Raw genomic sequence first — 24,147 nt, forward strand, 5'->3', positions numbered from 1 at the left:
TGCCTTGACTTACTTCTTGAGCGACAACACCTTGCGGACCGTGGCCACCACGTTCTCGGTGGTGAAGCCGAAGTGCTTGAACAGCACGCCTGCCGGGGCCGATTCACCATAGGTGTCGATCCCGACCACGGCTGCGCAGCCGTACTTCCACCAGCCGTCCGTCACGCCGGCCTCGACCGCGATACGCGGCAGGTTGGCGGGCAGCACGGCCTTTTTGTACTCGACCGGCTGGCGGTCGAACACGGTGGTCGAGGGCATGGACACCACGCGCACGGGGATACCCAGCTTGGCCAGGTCAGCCTGTGCATGCAGTGCCAGTTGCACTTCGGAGCCGGTCGCGATGATCACGGCGACGGCCTTTTTCTTCAACCCCACTTCTGAGGGTTCAGCCAAAACATACGCGCCTTGCGTGATGACATCCGCATCCTGCTTGGGGGCGTAGGGCAGGTTCTGACGCGACAGCAGCAGGGCCGAGGGGCGGTTCTTGTTGGCCAGGGCGATGGTCCAGGCCACGGCCGTTTCGGTCGTATCGGCAGGACGCCACACATCCAGACCAGGGATCAGGCGCAGGCTGGCAGCGTGCTCGACCGACTGGTGGGTCGGGCCGTCTTCACCCAGGCCGATGGAGTCGTGCGTGAACACGTGGATCACGCGCTGCTTCATCAGCGCGGCCATGCGGATGGCGTTGCGGCTGTAGTCGCTGAAGGTCAGGAAGGTGCCGGCGTAAGGGATGTAGCCACCGTGCAGCGCGATGCCGTTCATGATGGCGGCCATGCCGAACTCGCGCACACCGTAGTTGATGTGGCGGCCAGGCTTGCCGTCCGTCTTGACCACGGCGCCCTCGTCGTCCACGCGGAAGGCGGGCGTGCTCTTGGTGTTGGTCAGGTTCGAGCCGGTCAGGTCGGCCGAGCCACCCAGCATTTCCGGCACGGCGGCGGTGAAGAACTCCAACGCGATCTGGCTGGCCTTGCGGCTGGCCACCGTCTCGGCCTTGTCATGGGCAGAGGCCACGGCCTGCACCGCGATCTCGGCGAAATTGGCGGGCAGCTCGCCGGCCATGCGGCGGGTGAACTCGGCAGCCAGTTCGGGGAAGGCGGCCTTGTAGGCGTCAAAACGCTGGTTCCAGTCGTTCACCAGCAGCTCACCGTCCGCCTTGGCGTTCCAGTCGCCATAGACGTCTTCGGGGATCACGAAAGCGTCGTGCGGCCAGCCCAGGGCTTCGCGCGTCAGCTTGATCTCGTCGCCACCCAGGGGTTCGCCGTGGGCCTTGGCGGTGTTGGCGCGGTTGGGCGAGCCGTGGCCGATGGCCGTCTTGCACACGATCAGCGTGGGCTTGTCGGTGCTCATCTTGGCCTTCTCGATGGCGCCGTCAACGGCGTCCACATCATGGCCGTCCACCGGACCAATCACGTTCCAGCCATAAGCTTCGAAACGCTTGGGGGTGTCGTCCACGAACCAGGGGGCGACCTGGCCGTCAATGGAGATGCCGTTGTCGTCGTACAGCGCGATCAGCTTGCCCAGCTTCCAGGCGCCGGCCAGTGCGGCGGCTTCGTGGCTGATGCCTTCCATCAGGCAACCATCGCCCATGAACACATAGGTGTGGTGGTTGACGATGCTGTGGCCTTCGCGGTTGAACTCGGCGGCCAGCATTTTTTCAGCCAGCGCAAAGCCCACGGCATTGGTGATGCCCTGACCCAGCGGGCCCGTGGTGGTCTCGATACCGGGGGGTGACGCCCACTTCGGGGTGACCCGGCGTCTTGCTGTGCATCTGGCGGAAAGCCTTGATGTCGTCGATCGACAGCTCGTAGCCCGTCAGGTGCAGCAGCGAGTAGATCAGCATCGACGCGTGGCCGTTGGACAGCACGAAGCGGTCACGGTCGGCCCATTGCGGCTGCGCCGGATGGTGGCGCAGATGGCGGCTCCACAACGCCACTGCCATATCGGCCATGCCCATCGGGGCGCCAGGGTGACCGGAGTTAGCCTGCTGGACGGCATCCATGGCAAGGGCACGGATGGCGTTGGCCATGGCAGTGATGTTCTTGGTGGAGTTGGGCATGGTTGGTGGGCGTGTGGGCTGAATCGAATCCAGCATTCTAAATGGGGTCCGGGCACTCTCTTGGCGCCCGGCGTCAGATCCACCCCGCGCCGCCCCGGCTCACCTCATTCCGGCAAACGCGCGTAGCCCCTTACCTCGGCCGTCTCGGCGTCCAGCAAGGCCACCCACCCCTTGTCCCGAGCCACAAGCGGCAGCACTTTCAGTGCCGCGGCGGCTTGCCCGGTTGCGGCCACCGCCGCTTGCAGGCTCTGCCGCTGGGCATCAGTGCCCAACTGCAACTGCTCAACAGGCCGCCCCCAGGCCAGCACCTGCTCACGAGACTGGGCATAAGGCTGCCAGTATTGAGGGCGAGAGCCCGGCATCTTGCCGCTCAGCAACAGCATGCTCATCTGCTGACGCTCTTCATGGTCGCGGGGCGGCCTGATGCCCATCAAGACCGGTCGGTGCATGGACCAGCGCCCCATGCCTTCGGGCATCTTCGGCCAATCCTCATCCAGGATGTCAGCGGCGATCACCACCCGCATCATCTTGTATTCGGCCACCATGGCCACCGGGCGGACCTGCCACACGTTATACAGGCCATAAACCAAGCCGACCAGTTGCAGCACCACGATCACGGCTACGTCCGCAGCCAGGTGACGACTGGTCTTGCCGGGGCTGGCGGCCACGGCTGTCAACACCGGCCCCAGGATCAGGTCCACGGACAGCATCAGGACCAGCAGGTCCTGGCCGCCTGCCACGTACCAATAGGGCATGGGGTACCAGACCCCTAGAACCAAGGCCACTGCCAGCGCAGCCACCAAGGCGCAGCCCCCCAGATGCATCAGGCTGGCTTTCAGTCGTCTGGACAAGGTCATGATGGAAGGTGATTTTGCAAAAAAATGATCGGCCAATGCAAACAGGGCCCGAAGGCCCTGTTTGTTGTTCGCTTGAGCGAGTCAGACGATTACTTGCACTCGGCGGGAGCGAAGCGGGGATCCAGAGTGCCCTTGACGGCCGGGTCAGGCAGCTTGCGGTTGGTGGCGGTAACAGCGGTCAACGAGGCACAAGCCCAGTCCACAGCGCCCGTTGCACCGGCTGGAGCGCCTTGCAGCGTAGTGATTGAGCCGTTGGCATTCAGATAAGGCGTCAGGGTCAGCGTGTCACCGTCCTTGATTGACTTACCCACGTTGGCTTGTGCGTAGGCAATCGTGATCAGACCGGAAGTGCCGTCAACATCAAGGCTTTTGACATATTTGGACTGAGGGGGGTTAGCCTTAACTTGAACCGCAAAAGCGGCCACACCGTTCATGCCATCAGCCGCATACATGCTACCCATGTCCTGCTTCAGTGCCGAAGCCAGGTTCAGACCTTCTGTGATCTTGGCACGGATCGTGTAGTCTTGATAAGCAGGCAGCGCCACGGCAGCCAGAATACCAATGATGGCCACCACGATCATCAGTTCGATCAGGGTGAAACCCTTTTGTACTTGCTTCATCACTTGCATGATTAACTCCTTGGGCCGCGACCCGCTAAGAACTTGCCTTTAGACCGACCCCACACTGCCGGGGGCCACGCTCAATACAACGCAGACAGCGTGCCAGCTTTCAGTGGCCGAAAAATCGTGATTTTGTTGGCACTTTCCCCTAGTGCCAAAGTCAGGCAAGACAGCTTTGGTCGACCTTGTGTCAACTGCAACGCCAGAAACTGTCAACCCCCCCCAAAGGACTGACAAAATTTGTCAGTCCTCAACCGGCACATTGAAGCGCTGGCCTTCGCGCAGCGGCTCGATGCGGTGCCGGGTGTCCAGCGCGCGGATCTGCGCCAGCACCGAGGGCACCTCGCCCGGCTTGGGGTGGGTGATGTAGACGCTGACCTCGCCATCGAGTTGCGCCAGCTCCTGGGCCAGGCTCTGGGGCGACAGGTGCCCGCTGATCTTGGCCAGGTGCGCCTCTTCATCGCCGAAAGCGGTTTCGATGACGAGCTGCGCGATGCGCTGGCCGTTCAAGGCCTTCCACAAAGCGGGGTTGGGCCCGGTATCACCCGAGAAAACCCACCAGCCTTGAGGCGTGTCCACCCCAAACCCCACGCCCGGCACGGTGTGGGCCGCGGGCAGCACGTGGATCTGGCGGTCGGCCATGCCACCGCGCGCAGGGAAGGTCAGCACCTGGCCCACGGTGAATTCGTGGAAGACCAGGATGGGGTGTGCGGCGCTGGGCAAACGCGTGAAGTCCGGCCAGATCACGCCGTTGAAGATGTGGCGGCGCATGGCCTCCAGCGTCTCCGGCAGGGCGTAGACATGGATCGGGCGCAAATCACTCATGCTGCCCTGGGGGCCGGCGCGCAGCTTCATGACGCTGTCGGCCAGCAAGGGGATGCTGAGGATGTGATCCAGGTGGCTGTGGCTCAGCAGGATGTGGTCGATGCGCGCCAGCTCATCCAGGCGCAACTCGCCCACGCCACTGCCCGCATCCAGCAGGATGTCGTCATCCAGCAGGAAGGCCGTGGTGTGGCAGCGCGCTGCGATCGACCCGGAACAACCCAATACGCGGATCATGAAGGGGCTCCTGGCTGGCAGCCCACCTGATCAGGCCTGCACGAATTGCATCTGCGTGCCGGCCAACTCGATCACGTCACCATTCTTGAGGTGCACGGGGTCGCCCGCCACGGGGTTGCCGTTCACGGTGGGGCGCGCGCCGCCCTCCACGTGGGCAAACACATAACCGCCTGGGCGCTTGGTGATCGAGGCCACCTGCACACCGGGCTTGCCCACGGTGGTCACGACCTTGGTCAAGGCCACTTCGCGACCAGCAGCCGCGCCATTGAGCACCTTGATGGACGCGGGCGACTGCGCCGCCAGGCCGCCGAAGCCGGAGCCCAGCGTGGCCGCACCCATGGTGCTGCCAAATGCCGCCTGGGGCACGGACGACGATGCGCCGCCCACGCTCAAACCGCCCTGGGCGGATGACATGGCCGTGGGCAGGGGCGTACCCGGCCGCATGATCATGGTCTTTTCGTAATCAGAACCCTCTTCGACCAGGTACTTGATCTTGTACTTGCCGATCTCGACCGTGTCGTTGTGCTGCAGCAGCTGTTTCTTGACGGCTTTCCCATTGATATAGGTGCCGTTGGTGCTGTTGAGGTCTTCGATGAAGACATCGTTGCCAACGAGTTGCAGCACGGCGTGCTCGCCGCTGACCGCCAGGTTGTCGATCACGATGTCGTTATATGGGCGGCGCCCAAGCGAGGTTTTGTCCTTGGTGATTTGGACTTCTTTGATGACGACCCCGTCTAGCGAGACGACCAGTTTTCCCATTCGGAACCTCTCGGGTATTGATCTCTATTTGGCGTTTAATTTGAACCGCTCAGACGCTTGAAAGGCCACCAGGACCTCGGCGCCGGATCGGCCACTCCCTGTGCACGCACCAGCACGACGGCAATATTATCCCGACCACCCGCGTCGTTGGCCGCGGCCACGAGCGCGGCGCCCATATCGGACAAGCTGGTGTGGGCGGCCATTACCTCGGCGATCTGCTGATCTCGCAGCATATCGGACAGCCCGTCCGAGCACATCAAATAGATGTCGCCAGACTGGATATCGTGCAGATGCGTTTCCATCAGGACCAGATCCTCGACCCCCAAGGCCCGCGTCACCAGGTTCTTGTTGGCGGCGTACTGAGCCTGCTCCGGCGTAAGGATGCCAGCATCGATCTGCTCTTGCAGTAACGAATGGTCTTTTGTGATCTGCTGCAACTGGCCATCTCGCCAGCGGTAGGCGCGCGAATCACCAATATGTCCCAATAACAGGCGACCCGACCGGAAAACCGCCAGAACCAGGGTGGTGCCCATGCCGGCATAGGTCGGGTTGGAATTGGCCGCCCCGAAAATCGCCCGGTTGGCGTTGTCGACGCAGATATCCATCGCGCGCTTGACATCGCCATCGCTGGCATTGCTGGAGGCCTCGTGCAGCCAGCGGCCCAGCTCGCTCTTGATGAAATCGCAGGCCATGCCGCTGGCGACCTCACCTGCCGCGTAACCGCCCATGCCGTCGGCAAGCACCGCCACGCCGCAACTTTCGTCCACGGCGATGGAGTCTTCATTATTGGATCGCACCCGCCCGGTGTCGGTCTGGCTAAAGAACTCAAAGTCCATGGCGGGATTGTCGCTGGGTTTTCATGGTGAGGGGATCAGGGATGTCGGCTAGGCATGAATGGAGGGTGTCAACCCAGGTCCAGATCCACACCTTGCAGTGATTGCGCCACGGCACGCAAGTCTTCGGCCATCTGCTGGCCGGTGGCATAGCGCGTGTTGGGGTGTTTCTCCAGGGCCAGGGCCACGATATCACCCAGGGCGGGCGGCAGATCGGGCCTGATGCTGCACACATTGGGTGCTGTTTCGCGGCCAATGGCCCGCATCAGGGCGGCCATGGAATCGTTGCGGTAAGGCAACTGCCCGGTGAGCAACTGGAACAGGGCCACCCCCAGCGAGTACAGGTCGCTGCGCCCATCGATGGTCTGGCCGGACAACTGCTCGGGCGACATGAAGGTGGGCGTGCCCAACACCACGCCCGTGCGGGTCCGGGTGGCATCGGCCACGCGCGCCACGCCAAAATCCATGACCTTGACGGTGCCGCGGCCCAGGTCGACCATGATGTTGGCCGGCTTGATATCGCGGTGGGTCACGCCACGGGTGTGGGCGTAGGCCAGGGCATCCGCCACCCGCGCCATGATGGGCAGCAACTGGTTGAGCGGCAGCAGGCGATCGGGATGGGCGTAGTGGCTCATGTCCACCCCATCGACCAGTTCCATGGCGATGTAGGCCACGCCGTCCTGCTCGCCGGCATCGAGGATGCTGACGATGTCCGGGTGCTGAAGGCGCCCCGCCATCTCGGCCTCACGCAGGAAGCGGTTACGGGCATCGGCCAGCTCGGCGCCACTGAACTCCTGGGCCAGCGCCATGGTCTTGAGCGCCACCTTGCGGTCCGTGGCCGGGTCGTAACCCAGAAACACCGCTCCCATGGCGCCCTTGCCAATCTGCTTTTCGACCAGGTATTTGCCCATCTGGCCCTGGGCCACTTGCGGCATGGGACGGGCCGGCACGGTGCCCCAGGTATTGGCCGTGGCCACCTGGGCCAGGCCACGGACGCGCATCAGGCGCACCTTGACCTGGTGCCATTGCGGGTCGATGTCGGCGATGTGCTCGTAGACATCGCGCGCACAGTCGTAGCGGGCCTCGCTTTCGAAGGCGATGGCAATGCGCTCGAGCGTCTCCAGCGCGGCGTGCCGGTTGCTGGCATCCGGAAAGAAGCCCTGCATGGTCTGCCAGGCCTGGTCCACCGGCCCGTCGCCCAGCGCCTGCATGGCGCGCTGGATGCGCTGCACACCCATCTGCTCGGTGGGCGTGTGGGGGCCGAGGTTCATCAAGGCTTGCGGCATCGTGCTGGAGGCAAAATCCTCGTGGAACAGCGAAGGCATGCTGTTGGAGAACTGAGACTGGAAGGCCGAGTTGCTGGGCGTATCGAGGTAGGACAACACGGTCTCGGGGCCGGCGTCTTCATCGGGGTCGGCGCCTTGGTGCAGCGATGCTTTCGCCTGCGGGCTCGCCCCCGTGACGGGATCGGTATCGGCGAACACCGGACGTGTGTGCACGAAACCGTTGTGGGCCAGGGGGGCCTGGCGACGCTGGCGCAAGAGCCACAGCAGCAGCCCGACGCCGATCAGCACCAGCAGCGCCAGAATGATCGCGAGCAGGGCCGACTGCATCAGGGTCACGCCTCCGTTGAGTCAGATCGTTTGGCCAGCACGGTACCCACCACCAGCACCAGCAAGGCCCCCAGCACACCCGCGAAATAACGGGTGGAGGCCGCATCCGGCACATAGGGCAAGGCCACGGGGTCGCTGACAGCCAGCGTGCCGGCGATCCAGCCCAGCAGCATGCCGCCAGCCGTGATGATGATGGGGAAACGGTCCATCAGCTTGAGCACCATGGTGGAGCCCCACACGATGATGGGGATGCTCACCAGCAGGCCGAAGATCACCAGGGGCATCTGATGGCCCTCGTGGCCCGCGCCCTGCGCTGCACCGGCGATGCCGATGACGTTGTCCACGCTCATCACGAAGTCGGCCACGATGATGGTCTTGATGGCGCCCAGCAGGCGGTCACTGGCTTGCAGCTTGCCGTGGTCATCGTCTTCAGGCACCAGCAGCTTGATGCCGATCCACAGCAGCAGCAAGGCGCCCACCAGCTTCAGGTAGGGCAGCTTGAGCAGGGACATGGCAAAGAAGATCAGCACGACGCGCAGCGCGATCGCGCCCGCGGTGCCCCAGATGATGCCCTTGGTGCGCAGCTCCGGCGGCAGATTGCGGCAGGCCAGTGCAATGACCACCGCGTTATCTCCCCCCAGCAGGATGTCGATCATCACGATCTGGCCAACGGCGAGCCAGAACTCCGGGGTCATCAATGCTTCCATGTCGCTACAAAAAAGAATCAGCCCCTGAGTGTAGGGGCTGATTGGATTGGTTTCCCGGACGTGTCACCCAGGAATACACAGACTCTGCAACATTGTCAGATGAGCGACTTCAGGATGCGGCCCATTTCGGACGGGTTGCGCGTGACCTTGAAGCCGCACTCTTCCATGATGGCCAGCTTGGCGTCGGCCGTGTCGGCACCACCCGAGATCAGCGCACCGGCGTGGCCCATGCGTTTGCCCGGAGGGGCCGTGACACCGGCGATGAAGCCGACGATGGGCTTCTTCATATTGGCCTTGCACCACTGGGCCGCTTCGGCTTCGTCCGGGCCGCCGATTTCGCCAATCATGATGACGGCGTCGGTATCGGGGTCGTCATTGAAGGCGCGCATCACGTCGATGTGCTTCAGACCGTTGATGGGGTCGCCACCGATGCCCACGGCGCTGGATTGCCCCAGGCCGAGTTCGGTCAGCTGCGCCACGGCTTCATAGGTCAGGGTGCCCGAGCGGGACACCACGCCGATGCGGCCCTTGCGATGGATGTGGCCGGGCATGATGCCGATCTTGATTTCGTCGGGCGTGATCAGGCCAGGGCAGTTGGGGCCCAGCAGCAAGGTCTTCTTGCCACCGGCGGCTTCCTTGGCCTTCATCTTGTTGCGCACCATCAGCATGTCGCGCACAGGAATGCCTTCGGTGATGGCGATGACCAGATCCAGGTCAGCCTCGACGGCTTCCCAGATGGCGTCGGCGGCACCAGCGGGCGGCACATAGATCACCGACACGGTGGCGCCGGTTTCCTTGGCCGCGTCTTTCACGCTGGCGAAGATGGGGATGTCAGCGAACTTCTCGCCCGCTTTTTTGGGGTTCACACCGGCGACGAAGGCGTTCTTGCCATTGGCGTAGGCCTGACAGCCGAGGGTGTGGAACTGACCGGTCTTGCCCGTGATGCCTTGGGTGATGACCTTGGTGTCTTTGTTGATGTAAATGCTCATGATTGGTACCTAGCTCGAAGATATGAAACCCAGCGGGCGCCGCAGAACCGGCTTTGCCGGGCTGCTGGCGACGCCCCCTTGAGGGGGAGCGCCGCAGGCGCTTCGGGGGTGGGTCGTCAGGCCACGGCGGCAACGATCTTGGTCGCTGCTTCGGCCATGGAGTCGGCGGCAATGATGGGCAGGCCGGAATCGGCCAGCATCTTCTTGCCCAGGTCTTCGTTGGTGCCCTTCATGCGGACAACCAGAGGCACATTCAAGTTCACAGCCTTACAGGCCGTGATGACGCCGTCAGCGATCGTGTCGCACTTCATGATGCCGCCGAAGATGTTGACCAGGATGCCCTTGACGTCAGGGTTCTTGAGCATGATCTTGAAGGCTTCGGTGACCTTCTCGGCCGTGGCGCCACCGCCGACGTCCAGGAAGTTGGCAGGCTCGCCGCCGAACAGCTTGATGGTGTCCATGGTGGCCATGGCCAGACCGGCGCCGTTGACCAGGCAGCCGATGTTGCCGTCGAGCTGGATGTAGGCCAGGTCGAACTTGGAGGCTTCGATTTCGGCGGGGTCTTCTTCGTCCAGGTCGCGCAGGGCCACGATTTCGGGGTGGCGGAACAGCGCGTTGGCGTCAAAGTTGAACTTGGCGTCCAGGGCGATCACATTGCCCTTGCCATCACGGTTCAGCGGGTTGATTTCCACCAGCGACGCGTCGGTCTCCATGTAGCACTGGTACAGCTTCTTGAAGATGTCCTTGGCCTGGGCCTGCGAATCGACTGGCATGCCGATGCCATCGGCGATCTGCTGAGCCTGCGCGTCGGTCAGGCCGGCCAGCGGGTCGATGAAGACCGTGATGATCTTCTCAGGCGTGCTGTGCGCGACTTCTTCGATGTCCATGCCGCCTTCGCTCGAAGCGATGAAAGCGACTTTCTGCGTGCCACGGTCGGTCACGACTGAAACGTAGTATTCCTTTTGGATGTCAGCGCCGTCTTCGATGTACAGACGGTTGACCTTCTGGCCCTCGGGGCCGGTCTGGTGGGTCTTGAGCTGCATGCCCAGGATCTCGCTGGCCAGACGCTTGACGTCATCCAGTGACTTGGCGACCTTCACGCCGCCGCCCTTGCCGCGACCACCTGCGTGGATCTGGGCCTTGACCACCCAGACCGGGCCGCCCAGCTTTTGCGCAGCAGCCACTGCCTCGTCTACAGAAAATGCCGGGATACCTCTTGGGACCGGCACACCGAATCGGCTCAGGATCTCTTTGCCTTGGTACTCATGAATCTTCATGGGGGAACTCGCAGGATGGTGTTGCGTTCTTACCGAACATGACAAAAGCCGCCCAAACCGATCGGGTTTGGGCGGACGCGCTGCTCACAGGGTTACTTGTTTGCAGTGCAGCAACCAGCATAGCACCGCAGGCCTTGAGAACAAAAAAGGCCTGACGGCAAGGCGGGTGCGCAGATCAGGATTGTGTGAAACCTTCGCCACGAACGACGCGGCGGATCACCTCGCCAGAGAACCCCCGCCCTGCGAGAAACCGCATCTGGCGTGCTTTTTCTTCAGGCGTTTCAGGGATTTCACCGTAGCGACGCGCCCAAAGCGCGTGGGCGCGCTCGAATTCGGTGTCGCGCAGGGCCTGGGTGGCCTCTCGGGCGATGTCGGGGGGCAGTTGGTGCTGGGCCAGCTCGGCCTGGATGCGGGCCGCGCCATAACGGGCTGCCTTGCGATGGAGCATGGATTCCGCAAAGCGCTGGGCTGACAGCAAGCCCTTGGCCTCCAGTTCGTCCAGCACAGCCTCAATTTGCTCGGGCGATTCGGCGTGCGCGGCCAGTTTGCGCATCAACTCCACGCGGGAGTGCTCGCGTGCGGCCAGGTACTTGAGCGCCCGCCCCTTCAAGGACAGTTGCATGCCGCGCCTCGTGGCACGTGCGGGCTCTGGCGCTGAGGCGGCGGCGGCGCCATCGGCGAAATCAGCGCCGACGCCGGACTCGGTTGAGGCTGAAGGGCGGCACGCCACTTCAGCATCCCCTCGCCTGGGATTACGCCTGGCCAGCATCGGCTGCGGCAGCGGCGGGCGGCAGCAGCGCGATGTCCAGGGACTCGCGGATCTTGTTTTCGATCTCGCGGGCCAGCTCGGGGTTCTCGCGCAGGAATTCACGGGCATTGTCCTTGCCCTGGCCAATTTTCTCGCCGTTGTAGGCGTACCAGGCGCCGGCCTTGTCAACGATCTTGGCGGTCACGCCCAAGTCGATGATTTCGCCCTCGCGGCTGATGCCTTCGCCATAGAGGATGTCGAACTCGGCCGTCTTGAAGGGCGGTGCAACCTTGTTCTTGACCACTTTGACCTTGGTCTCGTTGCCGATGATGTCGTCGCCCTTCTTGATGGAGCCGATGCGACGGATGTCCAGGCGCACGGAGGCGTAGAACTTCAGGGCGTTACCGCCGGTGGTGGTCTCGGGGCTGCCGAACATCACGCCGATCTTCATGCGGATCTGGTTGATGAAGATGACCATGCAGTTGGTCTTCTTGATGGTGGCGGTCAGCTTGCGCAGGGCCTGGCTCATCAGACGGGCCTGCAGGCCGGGCAAGGCGTCACCCATTTCGCCTTCGAGTTCGGCCTTGGGCGTCAGGGCAGCGACCGAGTCGACCACGATCAGGTCCACCGAACCGGAGCGCACCAGCGCGTCGACGATTTCCAGGGCCTGCTCGCCGGTGTCGGGCTGGGAGATCAGCAGATCCTGCAGGTTGACGCCCAGCTTTTGCGCGTATTGGGCATCCAGGGCGTGCTCGGCGTCGATGAAGGCGCACACACCAGCCTGTTTCTGCATTTCGGAGATGACCTGCAGCGTCAGCGTGGTCTTGCCGGACGATTCCGGACCGTAGATCTCGACCACGCGACCACGGGGCAGGCCACCCACGCCCAGGGCGATGTCCAGGCCCAGGGAGCCGGTGGACACCACCTGGATGTCCTCCACGACTTCGCCTTCACCCAGGCGCATGATGGAACCCTTGCCGAACTGCTTTTCGATCTGGGCCAGTGCGGCTTGCAAGGCCTTGGCTTTTTCGGCGCTGAGGGCGGACTTGGTGGTGGCTTCCATGCGTGTGACTCCGTTGGTTTCCGTGGATGCGGGTTGTTGAATGTGAGCGCCATTATGGCAAAGCCTGGATGTTTGTACAGTACCTGTAGAAAAATTTTTGATCGCCCCTACGGGGGATGTGCACCAGGATTTCATACAGTTTTGCTGCAGCGCAGCAATTAGGACTAGACTGCCTGCATGAAGCGTTCCCCCCCCGCCAGCAGAAAAAAAGCGCCTTCGGCCAGCGCCAGCAAGCCTCTCGCGCGCCCGGCCAGCAAGCCCGCCACCCAAGCTGGAGGGAAGGCAGCAGCGAAGACGGCGGCCAAAGCCCCTGCCAAAAAGCTTGCCAAAGCACCTGTCAAAACACCCGTCAAGCCAGCAGGCAAAGCCCTCATCAAGGCCAAGACACCGCCCGCCCCCACCAAGTCCACTACCAAGCCCAGCACCAAGCCCGTTGGCAAGCCCACCCGCCAGAAGGCCCCCGCCGCGCCGCTGGGGCGACCCCGCATCAACCTGGCGCTGCAAGGCGGCGGCTCGCACGGCGCCTTCACCTGGGGCGTGATCGACCGCCTGCTGGATGAAGACGGCCTGGACTTCGCGGGCCTGTCAGGCACCAGCGCGGGCGCACTCAATGGCGCAGTGCTGCTCAGCGGCTATGTGAAAGGCTTCAAGGATGGCAACGAGTCGGCGGCCCGCAAGCATGCGCAAAAGGCCCTGCACGATTTCTGGCGCGATGTCAGCCAGCACGGCCCGCTGTTCTCGCCCCTGACCATCCAATCCAACGGCCTGATCAAGAACCAGTTCAACTTTGACCAGTTTCCGGCCTACCAATGGCTGAACCTGTTCATGCGCTCGTTCAGCCCCTACGAGTTCAACCCCCTCAATCTCAACCCTTTGAAGGACGTGCTGAACAGGCATGTGGACGTCAACGCACTTCACACCGGCTGCCAGCACTGCGGCATCCCGCTGTTCGTGACGGCCACGTCGGTGCACACCGGCCAGGCCCGCGTGTTCACGGCCGAAGAGCTGACGCTGGACGCCTTGATGGCTTCGGCCTGCCTGCCCTTTGTCTTTCAGGCGGTCGAAATCGATGGCGAGCCCTATTGGGACGGCGGCTACACCGGTAACCCCGCGCTCTATCCGCTGATCTACAACACGGAGCTGAGCGACATCATGCTGGTGCGCATCAACCCGCTGCGCCGCGACGACAACCCCACGCGCAGCATCGACATCATCGACCGGCTCAGCGAGATCACCTTCAATGCCAGCCTGATCAGCGAGATGCGGGCCATCTCCTTCGTCAAGAAGCTGCTCAAGGACGAAAAACTCGACCCCGAGCGCTACAAGAACCTGCACATGCACATGGTGGCCGACGACCCGGGCATGCTGCCTTACAACGCATCGAGCAAATTCAACACCGACTGGGCCTTCCTGCAGGAGCTGCATCACCTGGGGCACAAGGCCGCCAGCCACTGGCTGACCGCCCACCGCGGGGAGGTCGGTCGCCACAGCACCTTCGACATCGACGCGATCTTCCTGGCACCGGGGCACAAGGCTTGATCTACCGCAAGGCGCCAACCCCGTGCAAACCCCAAGATGAGGTTGTCGCGATCAACGCTGACTGACCGACAAACTGAGGACACACGAATGATTCAAGAGCACCACCCGCTGGCCAAGGACTTTCCTGAGTTCAAGGACAAGATCCACGCGCTGAAGACCTCGAATACGCATTTCGCCAAGCTGGAACGTGAATACGAAGACCTGGACAAGGCCATCGTCCGGCTCGAAACCGGTGTGGAGCACGGCTCCAGCACCGAACTGGAACAAAAGAAGCAGCAGCGCGTTTCCCTCAAGGACGAGCTCTACACCCTGCTGAAGGCCTGATCTCGGGCGGCAACGTTTAAGGCAATTGCTGCTCGCTACCTGATCGGGTAGGCCGACAGCGCCTCGGGGCACGGTGCCACAAGCACCGCGCCCTTTCCTTTTTGCGGGCCACGCATTCAGGGCGTGCCGCACCGCCGGAACAGGGCCAGTGCCTCGTAAAATGCGGGGCATGACCGAGCCCACCTCCGCCCCATCCGGCCCCACCTCCGCTGCGCCCACCGGCGCCCTGCCCTCCGCCTCTGCCGTGGCCCCCATGCGCCTGTCCGGCCTGGAGCCCGTGCACATCGGCCAGGGCACGCTGTTCGTGAACGTGGGTGAACGCACCAACGTGACGGGCTCGAAGGCGTTTGCCCGGATGATCCTGGAAGGCCGCTTCGAGGACGCACTGTCCGTGGCACGCCAGCAGGTCGAGAACGGTGCCCAGGTCATCGACATCAACATGGACGAGGCCATGCTGGACAGCAAGGCCGCCATGGTGCGCTTCCTGAACCTGATTGCCGGCGAGCCCGAGATCGCCCGCGTGCCCATCATGATCGACTCGTCCAAGTGGGACGTGATCGAGGCGGGCCTCAAGTGCGTGCAGGGCAAGGGCATCGTCAACTCGATCTCGCTGAAAGAAGGCGAAGCCAACTTCAAGGAACAGGCCAAGCTGGTCAAGCGTTATGGCGCGGCCGCCGTGGTCATGGCCTTTGACGAACAAGGGCAGGCCGACACCTTCGCGCGCAAGAAGGAGATCTGCGAGCGCGCCTACCGCATCCTCGTGGATGAGGTGGGTTTCCCGCCCGAGGACATCGTCTTCGACCCCAACATCTTTGCCATCGCCACCGGCATTGAAGAGCACGACAACTACGCCGTGGACTTCATCAACGCCACGCGCTGGATCAAGCAGAACCTGCCGGGCGCCAAGGTGTCGGGTGGTGTGTCCAACGTGTCCTTCAGCTTCCGCGGCAATGAGCCCGTGCGCGAAGCCATCCACACCGTGTTCCTGTACCACGCCATCCAGGCGGGCATGGACATGGGCATCGTCAACGCCGGCATGGTGGGCGTGTACGACGACCTGGACGCGAACCTGCGCGAGCTGGTCGAAGACATCGTGCTCAACCGCCAGCCCGTGTTCAAGGAAGGTGAGGACACCAGCCTGACGCCAACCGAGCGCCTGCTGGCCATTGCCGAGCAGGTCAAGGGCTCGGCCAAGGACGACAGTGCCAAGCTGGCCTGGCGTGGCACCCCCGAACACCCTGCCACCGTGGAGGCGCGCCTGAGCCACGCCCTGGTGCATGGCATCACCGACTTCATCACCGTTGACACCGAAGAGTGTTATCAGCAGATCAAGGCCGGTGGCGGGCGCCCGCTGCACGTGATCGAAGGCCCGCTGATGGCCGGCATGAACACGGTGGGTGACCTGTTCGGTGCAGGCAAGATGTTCCTGCCGCAGGTGGTGAAATCCGCCCGCGTGATGAAGCAGGCCGTGGCCCATCTGCTGCCCTACATCGAAGAAGAAAAGAAGCTGCTGATCGAAGGCGGCGGTGATGCCAAGGCCAAGGGCAAGATCGTGATCGCGACCGTGAAGGGCGATGTGCACGACATCGGCAAGAACATCGTGACCGTGGTCCTGCAGTGCAACAACTTCGAGGTGGTCAACATGGGCGTGATGGTCCCGTGCAAGGACATCCTCGACAAGGCCAAGGAAGTGGGCGCGGACATCATCGGCCTGTCGGGCCTGATCACGCCTTCGCTGGAAGAGATGCAGTACGTGGCAGCCGAGATGGAGCGCGACCCGTATTTCCGCGATCGCAAGACGCCGCTGCTGATCGGCGGCGCGACCTGCTCGCGCGTGCACACCGCCGTGAAGATCGCACCCAACTACAGCGGCCCCGTGGTGTATGTGCCCGATGCCTCGCGCGCCGTGGGTGTTTGCTCGGAGCTGCTCAGCCCGGAGCGCCAGGAGGCCTACATCACCGAGCTGAATGCCGACTACGAGCGCGTGCGCGTGCAGCATGCCAACAAGAAGGCTACGCCCATGGTGACGCTGGCCGAAGCTCGCGCCAACAAGCACCAGGCGGACTTTGCCACCTACACGCCCGACGCGCCCAAGTTCATCGGCCGCCGCGTGTTCAAGAACTACGACCTGGGCGAGCTCGCGCCTTATATCGACTGGGGCCCCTTCTTCCAGACCTGGGACCTGGCTGGCCCCTTCCCCGCCATCCTGGAAGACAAGATCGTGGGCGAGGAAGCCAAGAAGGTCTACGCCGATGCGCAGGCCATGCTCAAGAAGATCGTTGATGGCCGCTGGCTCACGGCCAATGGCGTGATCGCGCTGTACCCCGCCAACACGGTGCAGGACGACCACATCGAGATCTACCGCGACGAATCGCGCAGCGAGGTGCTGATGAGCTGGTGCCCGCTGCGCATGCAGACCGAGCGTCCCGTGGTCGATGGGGTCAAACGCCCCAACCGTTCGCTGGCCGACTTCATCGCGCCGCGCGAAGCTAAGCCCGATTACATCGGCATGTTCGCGGTCACCGCCGGCCTGAACATCGAGAAAAAGGAAGCGGAGTTCCTGGGCCATGAAGACGACTACTCGGCCATCATGCTCAAGGCCCTGGCCGACCGCCTGGCCGAAGCCTTTGCCGAGCGCATGCACGAGCGTGTGCGCAAGGAGTTCTGGGGCTATGCCGCAGGCGAGCAACTCGACAACGTCGCGCTGATCAAGGAACAGTACCGCGGCATCCGCCCGGCCCCTGGCTACCCTGCCTGCCCGGACCACACCGTCAAGCGCGAGATGTTCAAGGTGCTGGACGCCCACGACATCCACATGCACCTGACCGAGAGCCTGGCCATGATGCCGGCCGCCAGCGTGAGCGGCTTCTACATGGCGCACCCCGAAGCGGCCTACTTCAATGTGGGCAAGATCGCCGGCGACCAGGTGGAAGACTGGGCGCTGCGCATGGGCCTGTCGCACGAGCAAGCGGCAAAGGCCCTGGCGCCACTGCTGTGATCGAATTCACGGCTTCATCGACTTCTTGAAGCCTGGCTTTCGTTCACTTACAAACGACGCAAGATCGCTTCACATCATCCGATAACCCACAGGCAAATTCATCGCCAGTGGGTCAACGCTCTCGCTCGATCAGACCTGATTGAGATCACGTCGCAGCGCAATGACCATGGTTTGTCATTGCGGTACTGTGCTCATGCTCTCTTCTTTTTCTTCGGGTTCAAACGCGGCTGTGGCCTGGCAGCAGTTGCTTCGCGCCACGGTGCTGACGCTCAGTTGCTGCCTCGCTGCATGCGGTGGCGGTGGCGGTGGCGATGGTGGGGCGGCTTCGGACGGCACCTCGGCACCACGTCAAAGCATGACACTGAGCGCGGGCATGATGCCCACCAGCGATGCCGACGCCTTCCGCTTTCTGACGCAAGCCTCCTTCGGCCCGAGCGCCGATGACGTGGCCCGCGTCAAGACCATCGGCTATGACAACTGGATCGACGAGCAGTTCCGCATGCACCTGCAGAGCACGCATCTGCAGACGGTGACCGCCACGGCGATTGCGCGTGCGGCCACATCGCCGAACCCGCTGGATGTCAACTACAGCTGGTGGACGCATGCCCTGAAAGACCCGGCCCAGTTGCGCCAGCGCGTGGCCTTTGCCTTGTCCGAGATCTTCGTGATCTCGACCTCGTCGGTGGACCGTGGCCAGATGGCCGCCAGCTACCTGGACATGCTCACCGACAAGGCCGACGGCAACTACCGCGATCTGCTGGAAGCGGTCGCGCTGCATCCGGCCATGGGGCAATACCTGTCGCACCTGGCCAACCGCAAGGAAGACCCCACCACGGGGCGTGTACCCGATGAGAACTTTGCGCGCGAGGTCATGCAGCTGTTCTCGATTGGTTTGTACGAGCTGGACGACAGCGGCAACCCTGCGCTGGTCAATGGCAACCCGGTCGAGACCTACACCGCCGACGACATCAAGGGGCTGGCCAAGGTGTTCACAGGCTTCAGCTGGTACCTGCCTCCGAGCAAGACATCGCTGCCCTGGTGGTACTGCTTCTGGCACAGCAACGACTGCGCAGACCCCAGACAGGACTCCACCAGCATGACGGCCTATGCGCAAGAACACTCGACCTCGATCAAGCAGTTCCTGGGGGTGACGGTGCCGGCGCAGAGCACGGCAGACCCACAGGCCAGTCTGAAGGCCGCCCTTGACCGCCTGGCCAGCCACCACAACACCGCTCCCTTCATCAGCCGCCAGCTGATTCAACGCCTGGTGACCAGCAACCCCAGCAACACCTATGTCAGCGACATCACGCAGGTGTTCCGCGCCACGAACGGCAACCTGCGCTCGGTGGTCAAGGCCATCTTGTTGCATGACGAAGCCCGTCACCCTGCATCGGCCAGCATGTCGACATATGGCAAGTTGCGCGAGCCGGTGCTGCTGCTGAGCCATTTGCTGCGCACCCTGCCGCAGAGCAGCGCCACCTACGCCGCGGGCCAGGCCAATGGCACGACGGCCTTCTACCGCATTGCCGACACCAGCGACCCTTCTACCGGCATAGGCCAGAACCCCATGCGTGCGCCGTCGGTGTTCAACTTTTTCCGGCCCGGCTATCGCCCCCCACAGACACAGATCGAGGCCGCCGGGCTGGTCGCACCTGAAATGCAGATCACCAGTGAGACCACCGTCCTTCAATACGCCAATGCTTTGGCGCAGTTCCTGGATCAGGGTGGCGGCGAGTGGATCGGTGGCAGCGCCGGCTTTGACGTTCACTTCGATGTCAACCCCATGTACAGCCTGGCGACCTCCCCCAGTGCACTGATGAGCGCCGTGTCCTCGACCATATTGGGCCAGCCCTTGCCTGATGACGTGAACAACGAAGCCATCGCGACCCTCACAGCCATGCCCAGCACCACAGCACGAGACAGGACCAACCGCATCAAAGCCGCGATCCTGATGACAGCCGTGTCGCCCAGCTTCATCGTTCAACAGTAAGCAACAGGTTTCAAGGCATGAGCCACCATCACGACCGTCGCACATTTCTTCGTCAGGCAGCGGCACTGACACCCGCGGCCAGCGCCCTCGGCCTCCATTTCAGCACCATTACCCAGGCTGCGGCTCAGTCCGTGTCCACAAGCGGGTACAAGGCCCTGGTGTGCATCCATCTCAGCGGGGGCAATGATGCCTTCAACACGGTACTGGCCACGGACACGCCTTCGTGGGGTGCCTACACTGCACAACGCAAACCAGCCAGCGGCACCTCCATTGCGCTGATGCCTGCGGGCACCGCACCCGACAGCGCGGCCAGCGGCACGACGCCGGAGCGACTGGGTGGTGTGCTGCCCATCAACCATGCCGGACGCACCGTGCATGCAGGCCGCACCTTTGCCATGCACCCGGCCCTGACGCAGGTTCAGCAAATGCACCAGGCCGGGCGCGTGGCCGTGCTGGCCAACGTCGGCCCCTTGACCAGGCCGACCACCAAGGCCGACTGGAGCAGTGCCACGGCGAGCAAGCCACCCAAGCTGTTCTCCCACAACGACCAGCAATCCGTGTGGCTGTCGTTCAAACCCGAAGGCGCCGGACAAGGATGGGGGGGCCTGATGGGTGACACCTTGATGTCGATGAATGGCGCAGGCCACAACGCATCAGACACCCAGTTGATCCAGCGTCTCTTCACCAGCATCACGCCTGGGGCCATGTCTGTGTGGCTGGCCGGGCGCGCCGTGGCGCCGTATCAAACTGCCAGCACGCAGATCGCCCAGTTGGGCGGCAGCAGTGGCACCATTTACGGCAACGCGCGCTTGCAAGCCGGTGTCGCCGCCATCATGGGCAAACTGAATGGCAGTGGGCAAACAACGGTAACCCCACGCAATTTGTTTGCGGCCGACCGTCAAGCGGTGACGCAGCGCGCCTTGCAGGCTGGCGCGCTGATGGGCAGCCAGTTGTCGCCTCTGGGGCAGACGCCTTGGAGCACCAGCGGCACCACCAACGCCTATGTGGACCCCTTGCTGATGTACACCAGCCCGGTTGACGGCACCAGCAAGTTCAACCAGCTGGCCCTGCAGTTGCAGATGGTGGCCCGCATCATCGACACCAACCGCGGTGCAAACCTGGGCATCAACCGCCAGTTCTTCATGGTCAGCCTGGGCACCTTCGACACGCACAGCAACCAGATCGGCGACCACGCCGAGAAGCTCGCGCAGGTCAACCACGCCATGGCCTACTTTGACCGCGTACTGGGCGCCATGCCGGCAGGCGACATGCGTTCGCAAGTCACGACGTTCACGGCGTCCGAGTTCGGGCGCACGTTCACGAGCAACGGCGACGGCACCGACCATGGTTGGGGCGGACACCACCTGATCATGGGCGGTGCGGTCGTCGGCACCGAGGTGTATGGCACCTTCCCCACCTACAGCACGGCCAATACCAGCGGCGTGTTCAGCAGCCCGGACCAGATCCAGAACGGCGTGCTGATCCCCACCACCTCGGTGGACCAGTACGCCTACACGCTGGGCAAATGGATGGGTGTGTCGGACAGCAACCTGCGCAGCATCCTGCCCAACCTGAGCCAGTTCAACAGCTCGACTTACGACCTGGGCTTCATGCGGGCCTGATCGAGGCCCCCGCCTTCATCAGACTTCGGCCAGCAGTGGCTTGAGGTAACGCCCCGTGTGGCTGGCCGGGTGCGCCGCGATGTCCTCCGGTGTGCCCGCAATCAACAAGGTGCCACCACCAGAGCCCCCTTCGGGCCCCATGTCGATCAGCCAGTCGGCGGTCTTGATGACATCCAGGTTGTGTTCGATTACAACGATGGTGTTGCCCGCATCGCGCAGTTGGTGCAGCACCTTGAGCAGCAAGGCGATGTCGTGGAAGTGCAGGCCCGTGGTCGGCTCGTCGAGGATGTAGAGCGTGCGGCCCGTGTCCCGCTTGGACAACTCGAGCGCCAGCTTCACACGCTGGGCTTCACCGCCTGACAGCGTCGTCGCGGCCTGGCCCAGGCGGATATAGCCCAGGCCCACGTCCATCAGCGTCTGCAACTTGCGGGCGATGGAGGGCACGGCACTGAAGAACTCCAGCGCAGCCTCGACCGTGAGGTCCAGGATCTCGTGGATGTTCTTGCCCTTGTATTGCACCTCCAGCGTCTCGCGGTTGTAGCGCTTGCCATGGCAGACGTCGCAAGGCACGTAGACATCGGGCAGGAAGTGCATCTCGACCTTGAGCACGCCATCGCCCTGGCAGGCCTCGCAGCGGCCACCGGCCACGTTGAAGGAGAAGCGCCCGGCGTTGTAGCCGCGCTCGCGGGCGGTGGGCACGTCGGCCATCAGCTCGCGGATCGGCGTGAACAGGCCAGTGTAGGTGGCCGGGTTGCTGCGCGGTGTGCGGCCAATGGGCGACTGGTCTACGTTGATGACCTTGTCGAACAGCTCCAGGCCATCGATCTCGTCGTGCGGTTCGGGCTCGGTGTGGCTTTGGTAGAGCTTCTTGGCCACGGCCGCGTACAGCGTGTCATTGACCAGCGTGGACTTGCCCGAGCCAGACACGCCCGTCACGCAGGTGAACAGGCCCACCGGCACCTCCACCGTCACGCCCTTGAGGTTGTGGCCGCGGGCGTTGACCACCTGCAGGCGCGGCGTGTCCTCCTTGAAGGCGTGGCGCTTGGCAGGGATCTCGATGCGCAAGGCACGTGCGAGGTATTGGCCGGTCAGGCTGTTGGCATTGGACATGATGTCCGCGGGGCAGCCTTGGGCCAACACCTTGCCGCCATGCACACCGGCCCCCGGGCCCATGTCGACCACGTGGTCGGCGGCGCGGATCATGTCTTCATCATGCTCGACCACGATGACGCTGTTGCCCAGGTCGCGCAGGTGCTGCAGTGTGCCGATGAGGCGGTCGTTGTCACGCTGGTGCAGGCCGATGCTGGGTTCGTCGAGCACGTACATCACGCCCGTGAGCCCCGAGCCGATCTGCGACGCCAGGCGGATGCGCTGGGCCTCGCCGCCCGAGAGCGTGTCGGCGCTGCGGTCCAGGCTGAGGTAGTTCAGGCCCACATCATTGAGGAAACGCAGCCGCGATCGGATCTCGCTGACCACCTTGGCCGCGATCTCGGCCTTGGCACCCTGCAGATGCAGGTGCTCGAAATAGTGGTGTGCCTCGGCCAGCGTCGAATGGCCGATCTCGTAGATGGCCCGGGTGTCACCCGTGTTGGCGTCCAGCAGCTTGACGTGGCGGGCCTCGGTGCGCAGGCGGGTGCCATGGCAATCGGGGCAGGCCTTGGGCTGCTGGTAGCGGGCCAGTTCTTCGCGCACGGCGGCCGAGTCGGTTTCCTTGAAGCGGCGCTCGAAGTTGTGGAGGATGCCTTCAAAGGGATGCGAGCGCTTGACCTTGCGCTTCTTGCCATTGGCGCCTTCGGCTTCGTAGACGAACTCGATCTCGTCCTCGCCAGAGCCGTACAGCACCACTTGCTGGACGTGCTGGGGCAGTTCCTCAAAAGGCTGCTCCATGTCCACGCCATAGTGCTTGCCCAGGCACTCGATGAGGCTGTAGGTATAGGGGTTGCGGCGGTCCCAGCCCTTGATGGCGCCACTGGCCAGGCTCAGCGAGGGGAAGCCCACCACGCGCAAGGGATCAAAGGCGATCACATGGCCCAGGCCATCACAGGTCGGGCAGGCGCCCACCGGCGAATTGAACGAGAACAGGCGCGGCTCCAGCTCGGCCAGCGAGTAGCTGCACACGGGGCAGGCGAACTTGGCCGAACACAGGTGCTCGACGCCGGCGTCCATCTCGTAAGCCAGCGCGCGGCCATCGGCCAGGCGCAGGGCGGCTTCAAAGCTCTCGGCCAGGCGCTGGGTCATGTCCGAGCGCACCTTCAGGCGGTCCACCACCACGTCGATGTCGTGCTTTTCGTTCTTGACCAGGGGCTTGAGGTCCGCCGCCTCGACGATCTGGCCATTGATGCGAAAGCGCACATAACCTTGCGCCTGCATGTCGGCGAACAGCTCGGCGTGCTCGCCTTTGCGGTCGCGCACCACGGGCGCCAGGATCATCAGCTTGGTGTCTTCGGGCAGGGCCAGCACCATGTCCACCATCTGGCTGACGCTTTGCGCTTGCAGCGGCAGGTGGTGATCGGGGCAGAACGGCGTGCCGGCGCGGGCGTAGAGCAGGCGCAGGTAGTCATGGATCTCGGTGACCGTGCCCACGGTGGAGCGCGGGTTGTGGCTGGTGGCCTTCTGCTCGATGGAGATCGCCGGCGACAGGCCCTCGATCACGTCCACATCGGGCTTGTCCATCAGCTGCAGGAACTGGCGCGCGTAGGCGCTCAGGCTCTCCACATAACGGCGCTGGCCCTCGGCGTACAAGGTGTCAAACGCCAGGCTGGATTTGCCCGACCCCGACAAGCCCGTGATCACCACCAGTTGGTGGCGAGGCAGGTCCAGGTCGATGTTCTTCAGATTGTGGGTGCGCGCCCCGCGAATCTGGATCAGGGGGTTCTCACCCCGTGGCTTGGGGGACGATGGCCGGGCGGGCTCGCCGGGTTGGCGGAGCGCGGGGGGCTGGGCGGCAGCTTCAGGGGAGTCGGGGCGGGACATCGGCGGATCGGAGCAAGAAGAAAGCCAAAAGGGCCCGACACGCGCCGGCTCCCTCGGCAAAAAAGCAACCGATCATGATACGTCGGCTTGCGTGACTGGCGCCAGCCGCCCGGCTGACAC

At 63.5% G+C, this 24,147-nt stretch carries 17 protein-coding genes and 1 pseudogene; 5 read left to right on the forward strand and 13 right to left on the reverse strand.

Annotated features, from left to right (window positions below):
- Positions 1 to 9: 9 nt before the first annotated feature.
- The 12 genes and pseudogenes from tkt to recA all read right to left on the reverse strand — a co-directional run bounded on the left by tkt (position 10) and on the right by recA (position 12,581).
- A pseudogene (gene tkt / locus HY019_RS05620) lies at positions 10 to 2,056 on the reverse strand (transketolase).
- 104 nt (positions 2,057 to 2,160) lie between these two features.
- Complete coding sequence (locus tag HY019_RS05625) at positions 2,161 to 2,913, reverse strand: pilus assembly protein (RefSeq protein WP_290689038.1); 753 nt, start codon at positions 2,911 to 2,913, stop codon at positions 2,161 to 2,163.
- 89 nt (positions 2,914 to 3,002) lie between these two features.
- Positions 3,003 to 3,542, reverse strand: a complete 540-nt coding sequence (locus HY019_RS05630; RefSeq protein WP_290689040.1) for a pilin — start codon at positions 3,540 to 3,542, stop codon at positions 3,003 to 3,005.
- A gap of 234 nt (positions 3,543 to 3,776) precedes the next feature.
- Positions 3,777 to 4,592 carry a 3',5'-cyclic-nucleotide phosphodiesterase gene (locus HY019_RS05635; RefSeq protein WP_290689042.1) on the reverse strand — a complete coding sequence of 272 codons (816 nt, stop codon included), beginning with the start codon at positions 4,590 to 4,592 and terminating at the stop codon, positions 3,777 to 3,779.
- Between the two features lie 30 nt (positions 4,593 to 4,622).
- The gene (locus tag HY019_RS05640; RefSeq protein ID WP_290689044.1) at positions 4,623 to 5,351 is read right to left on the reverse strand and encodes an FHA domain-containing protein; all 729 of its coding nucleotides are present in this window, start codon (positions 5,349 to 5,351) and stop codon (positions 4,623 to 4,625) included.
- Between the two features lie 35 nt (positions 5,352 to 5,386).
- Complete coding sequence (locus HY019_RS05645) at positions 5,387 to 6,187, reverse strand: Stp1/IreP family PP2C-type Ser/Thr phosphatase (RefSeq protein ID WP_290689046.1); 801 nt, start codon at positions 6,185 to 6,187, stop codon at positions 5,387 to 5,389.
- 68 nt (positions 6,188 to 6,255) lie between these two features.
- Positions 6,256 to 7,797 carry a serine/threonine-protein kinase gene (locus tag HY019_RS05650; protein WP_290689186.1) on the reverse strand — a complete coding sequence of 514 codons (1,542 nt, stop codon included), beginning with the start codon at positions 7,795 to 7,797 and terminating at the stop codon, positions 6,256 to 6,258.
- A 5-nt stretch (positions 7,798 to 7,802) separates the two neighbouring features.
- The gene (locus HY019_RS05655; RefSeq protein WP_290689048.1) at positions 7,803 to 8,504 is read right to left on the reverse strand and encodes a TerC family protein; all 702 of its coding nucleotides are present in this window, start codon (positions 8,502 to 8,504) and stop codon (positions 7,803 to 7,805) included.
- Positions 8,505 to 8,599: 95 nt separating this feature from the next.
- Positions 8,600 to 9,493 carry a succinate--CoA ligase subunit alpha gene (gene sucD, locus HY019_RS05660; RefSeq protein ID WP_290689049.1) on the reverse strand — a complete coding sequence of 298 codons (894 nt, stop codon included), beginning with the start codon at positions 9,491 to 9,493 and terminating at the stop codon, positions 8,600 to 8,602.
- A 116-nt stretch (positions 9,494 to 9,609) separates the two neighbouring features.
- Positions 9,610 to 10,770: an ADP-forming succinate--CoA ligase subunit beta gene (gene sucC, locus HY019_RS05665; RefSeq protein WP_290689050.1), complete on the reverse strand. Its 1,161-nt coding sequence runs from the start codon at positions 10,768 to 10,770 to the stop codon at positions 9,610 to 9,612.
- A gap of 175 nt (positions 10,771 to 10,945) precedes the next feature.
- Entirely contained in the window at positions 10,946 to 11,392 is a 447-nt protein-coding gene (recX, locus tag HY019_RS05670) for a recombination regulator RecX (protein ID WP_290689052.1), read from the reverse strand.
- 130 nt (positions 11,393 to 11,522) lie between these two features.
- Complete coding sequence (gene recA / locus HY019_RS05675; RefSeq protein WP_290689054.1) at positions 11,523 to 12,581, reverse strand: recombinase RecA; 1,059 nt, start codon at positions 12,579 to 12,581, stop codon at positions 11,523 to 11,525.
- A 177-nt stretch (positions 12,582 to 12,758) separates the two neighbouring features.
- Here recA and HY019_RS05680 point away from each other — a divergent pair, with 177 nt between their 5' ends.
- From HY019_RS05680 to HY019_RS05700, 5 genes are all read left to right on the forward strand, one after another.
- Positions 12,759 to 14,120 (forward strand): patatin-like phospholipase family protein, encoded by a 1,362-nt coding sequence (locus HY019_RS05680; protein ID WP_290689056.1) that lies wholly within the window; start codon positions 12,759 to 12,761, stop codon positions 14,118 to 14,120.
- 87 nt (positions 14,121 to 14,207) lie between these two features.
- Positions 14,208 to 14,444: a DUF465 domain-containing protein gene (locus tag HY019_RS05685; protein ID WP_290689058.1), complete on the forward strand. Its 237-nt coding sequence runs from the start codon at positions 14,208 to 14,210 to the stop codon at positions 14,442 to 14,444.
- A gap of 253 nt (positions 14,445 to 14,697) precedes the next feature.
- Positions 14,698 to 17,442, forward strand: coding sequence for a methionine synthase (gene metH, locus HY019_RS05690; RefSeq protein WP_290689188.1), 2,745 nt, complete (start codon positions 14,698 to 14,700; stop codon positions 17,440 to 17,442).
- Between the two features lie 193 nt (positions 17,443 to 17,635).
- The gene (locus HY019_RS05695) at positions 17,636 to 19,432 is read left to right on the forward strand and encodes a DUF1800 family protein (RefSeq protein WP_290689060.1); all 1,797 of its coding nucleotides are present in this window, start codon (positions 17,636 to 17,638) and stop codon (positions 19,430 to 19,432) included.
- A 17-nt stretch (positions 19,433 to 19,449) separates the two neighbouring features.
- Positions 19,450 to 21,054 (forward strand): DUF1501 domain-containing protein, encoded by a 1,605-nt coding sequence (locus HY019_RS05700; RefSeq protein WP_290689062.1) that lies wholly within the window; start codon positions 19,450 to 19,452, stop codon positions 21,052 to 21,054.
- Positions 21,055 to 21,072: 18 nt separating this feature from the next.
- Here the strand turns inward: HY019_RS05700 and uvrA are convergent, their stop codons facing one another.
- A complete protein-coding gene (gene uvrA, locus HY019_RS05705; RefSeq protein ID WP_290689063.1) occupies positions 21,073 to 24,027 on the reverse strand; it encodes an excinuclease ABC subunit UvrA in 2,955 nt (984 codons plus the stop codon).
- Positions 24,028 to 24,147 lie beyond the last annotated feature (120 nt).

Origin of the sequence: Aquabacterium sp. (genome assembly GCF_016195855.1) — a bacterium.
In the GTDB taxonomy this organism is placed as follows: domain Bacteria; phylum Pseudomonadota; class Gammaproteobacteria; order Burkholderiales; family Burkholderiaceae_C; genus Aquabacterium.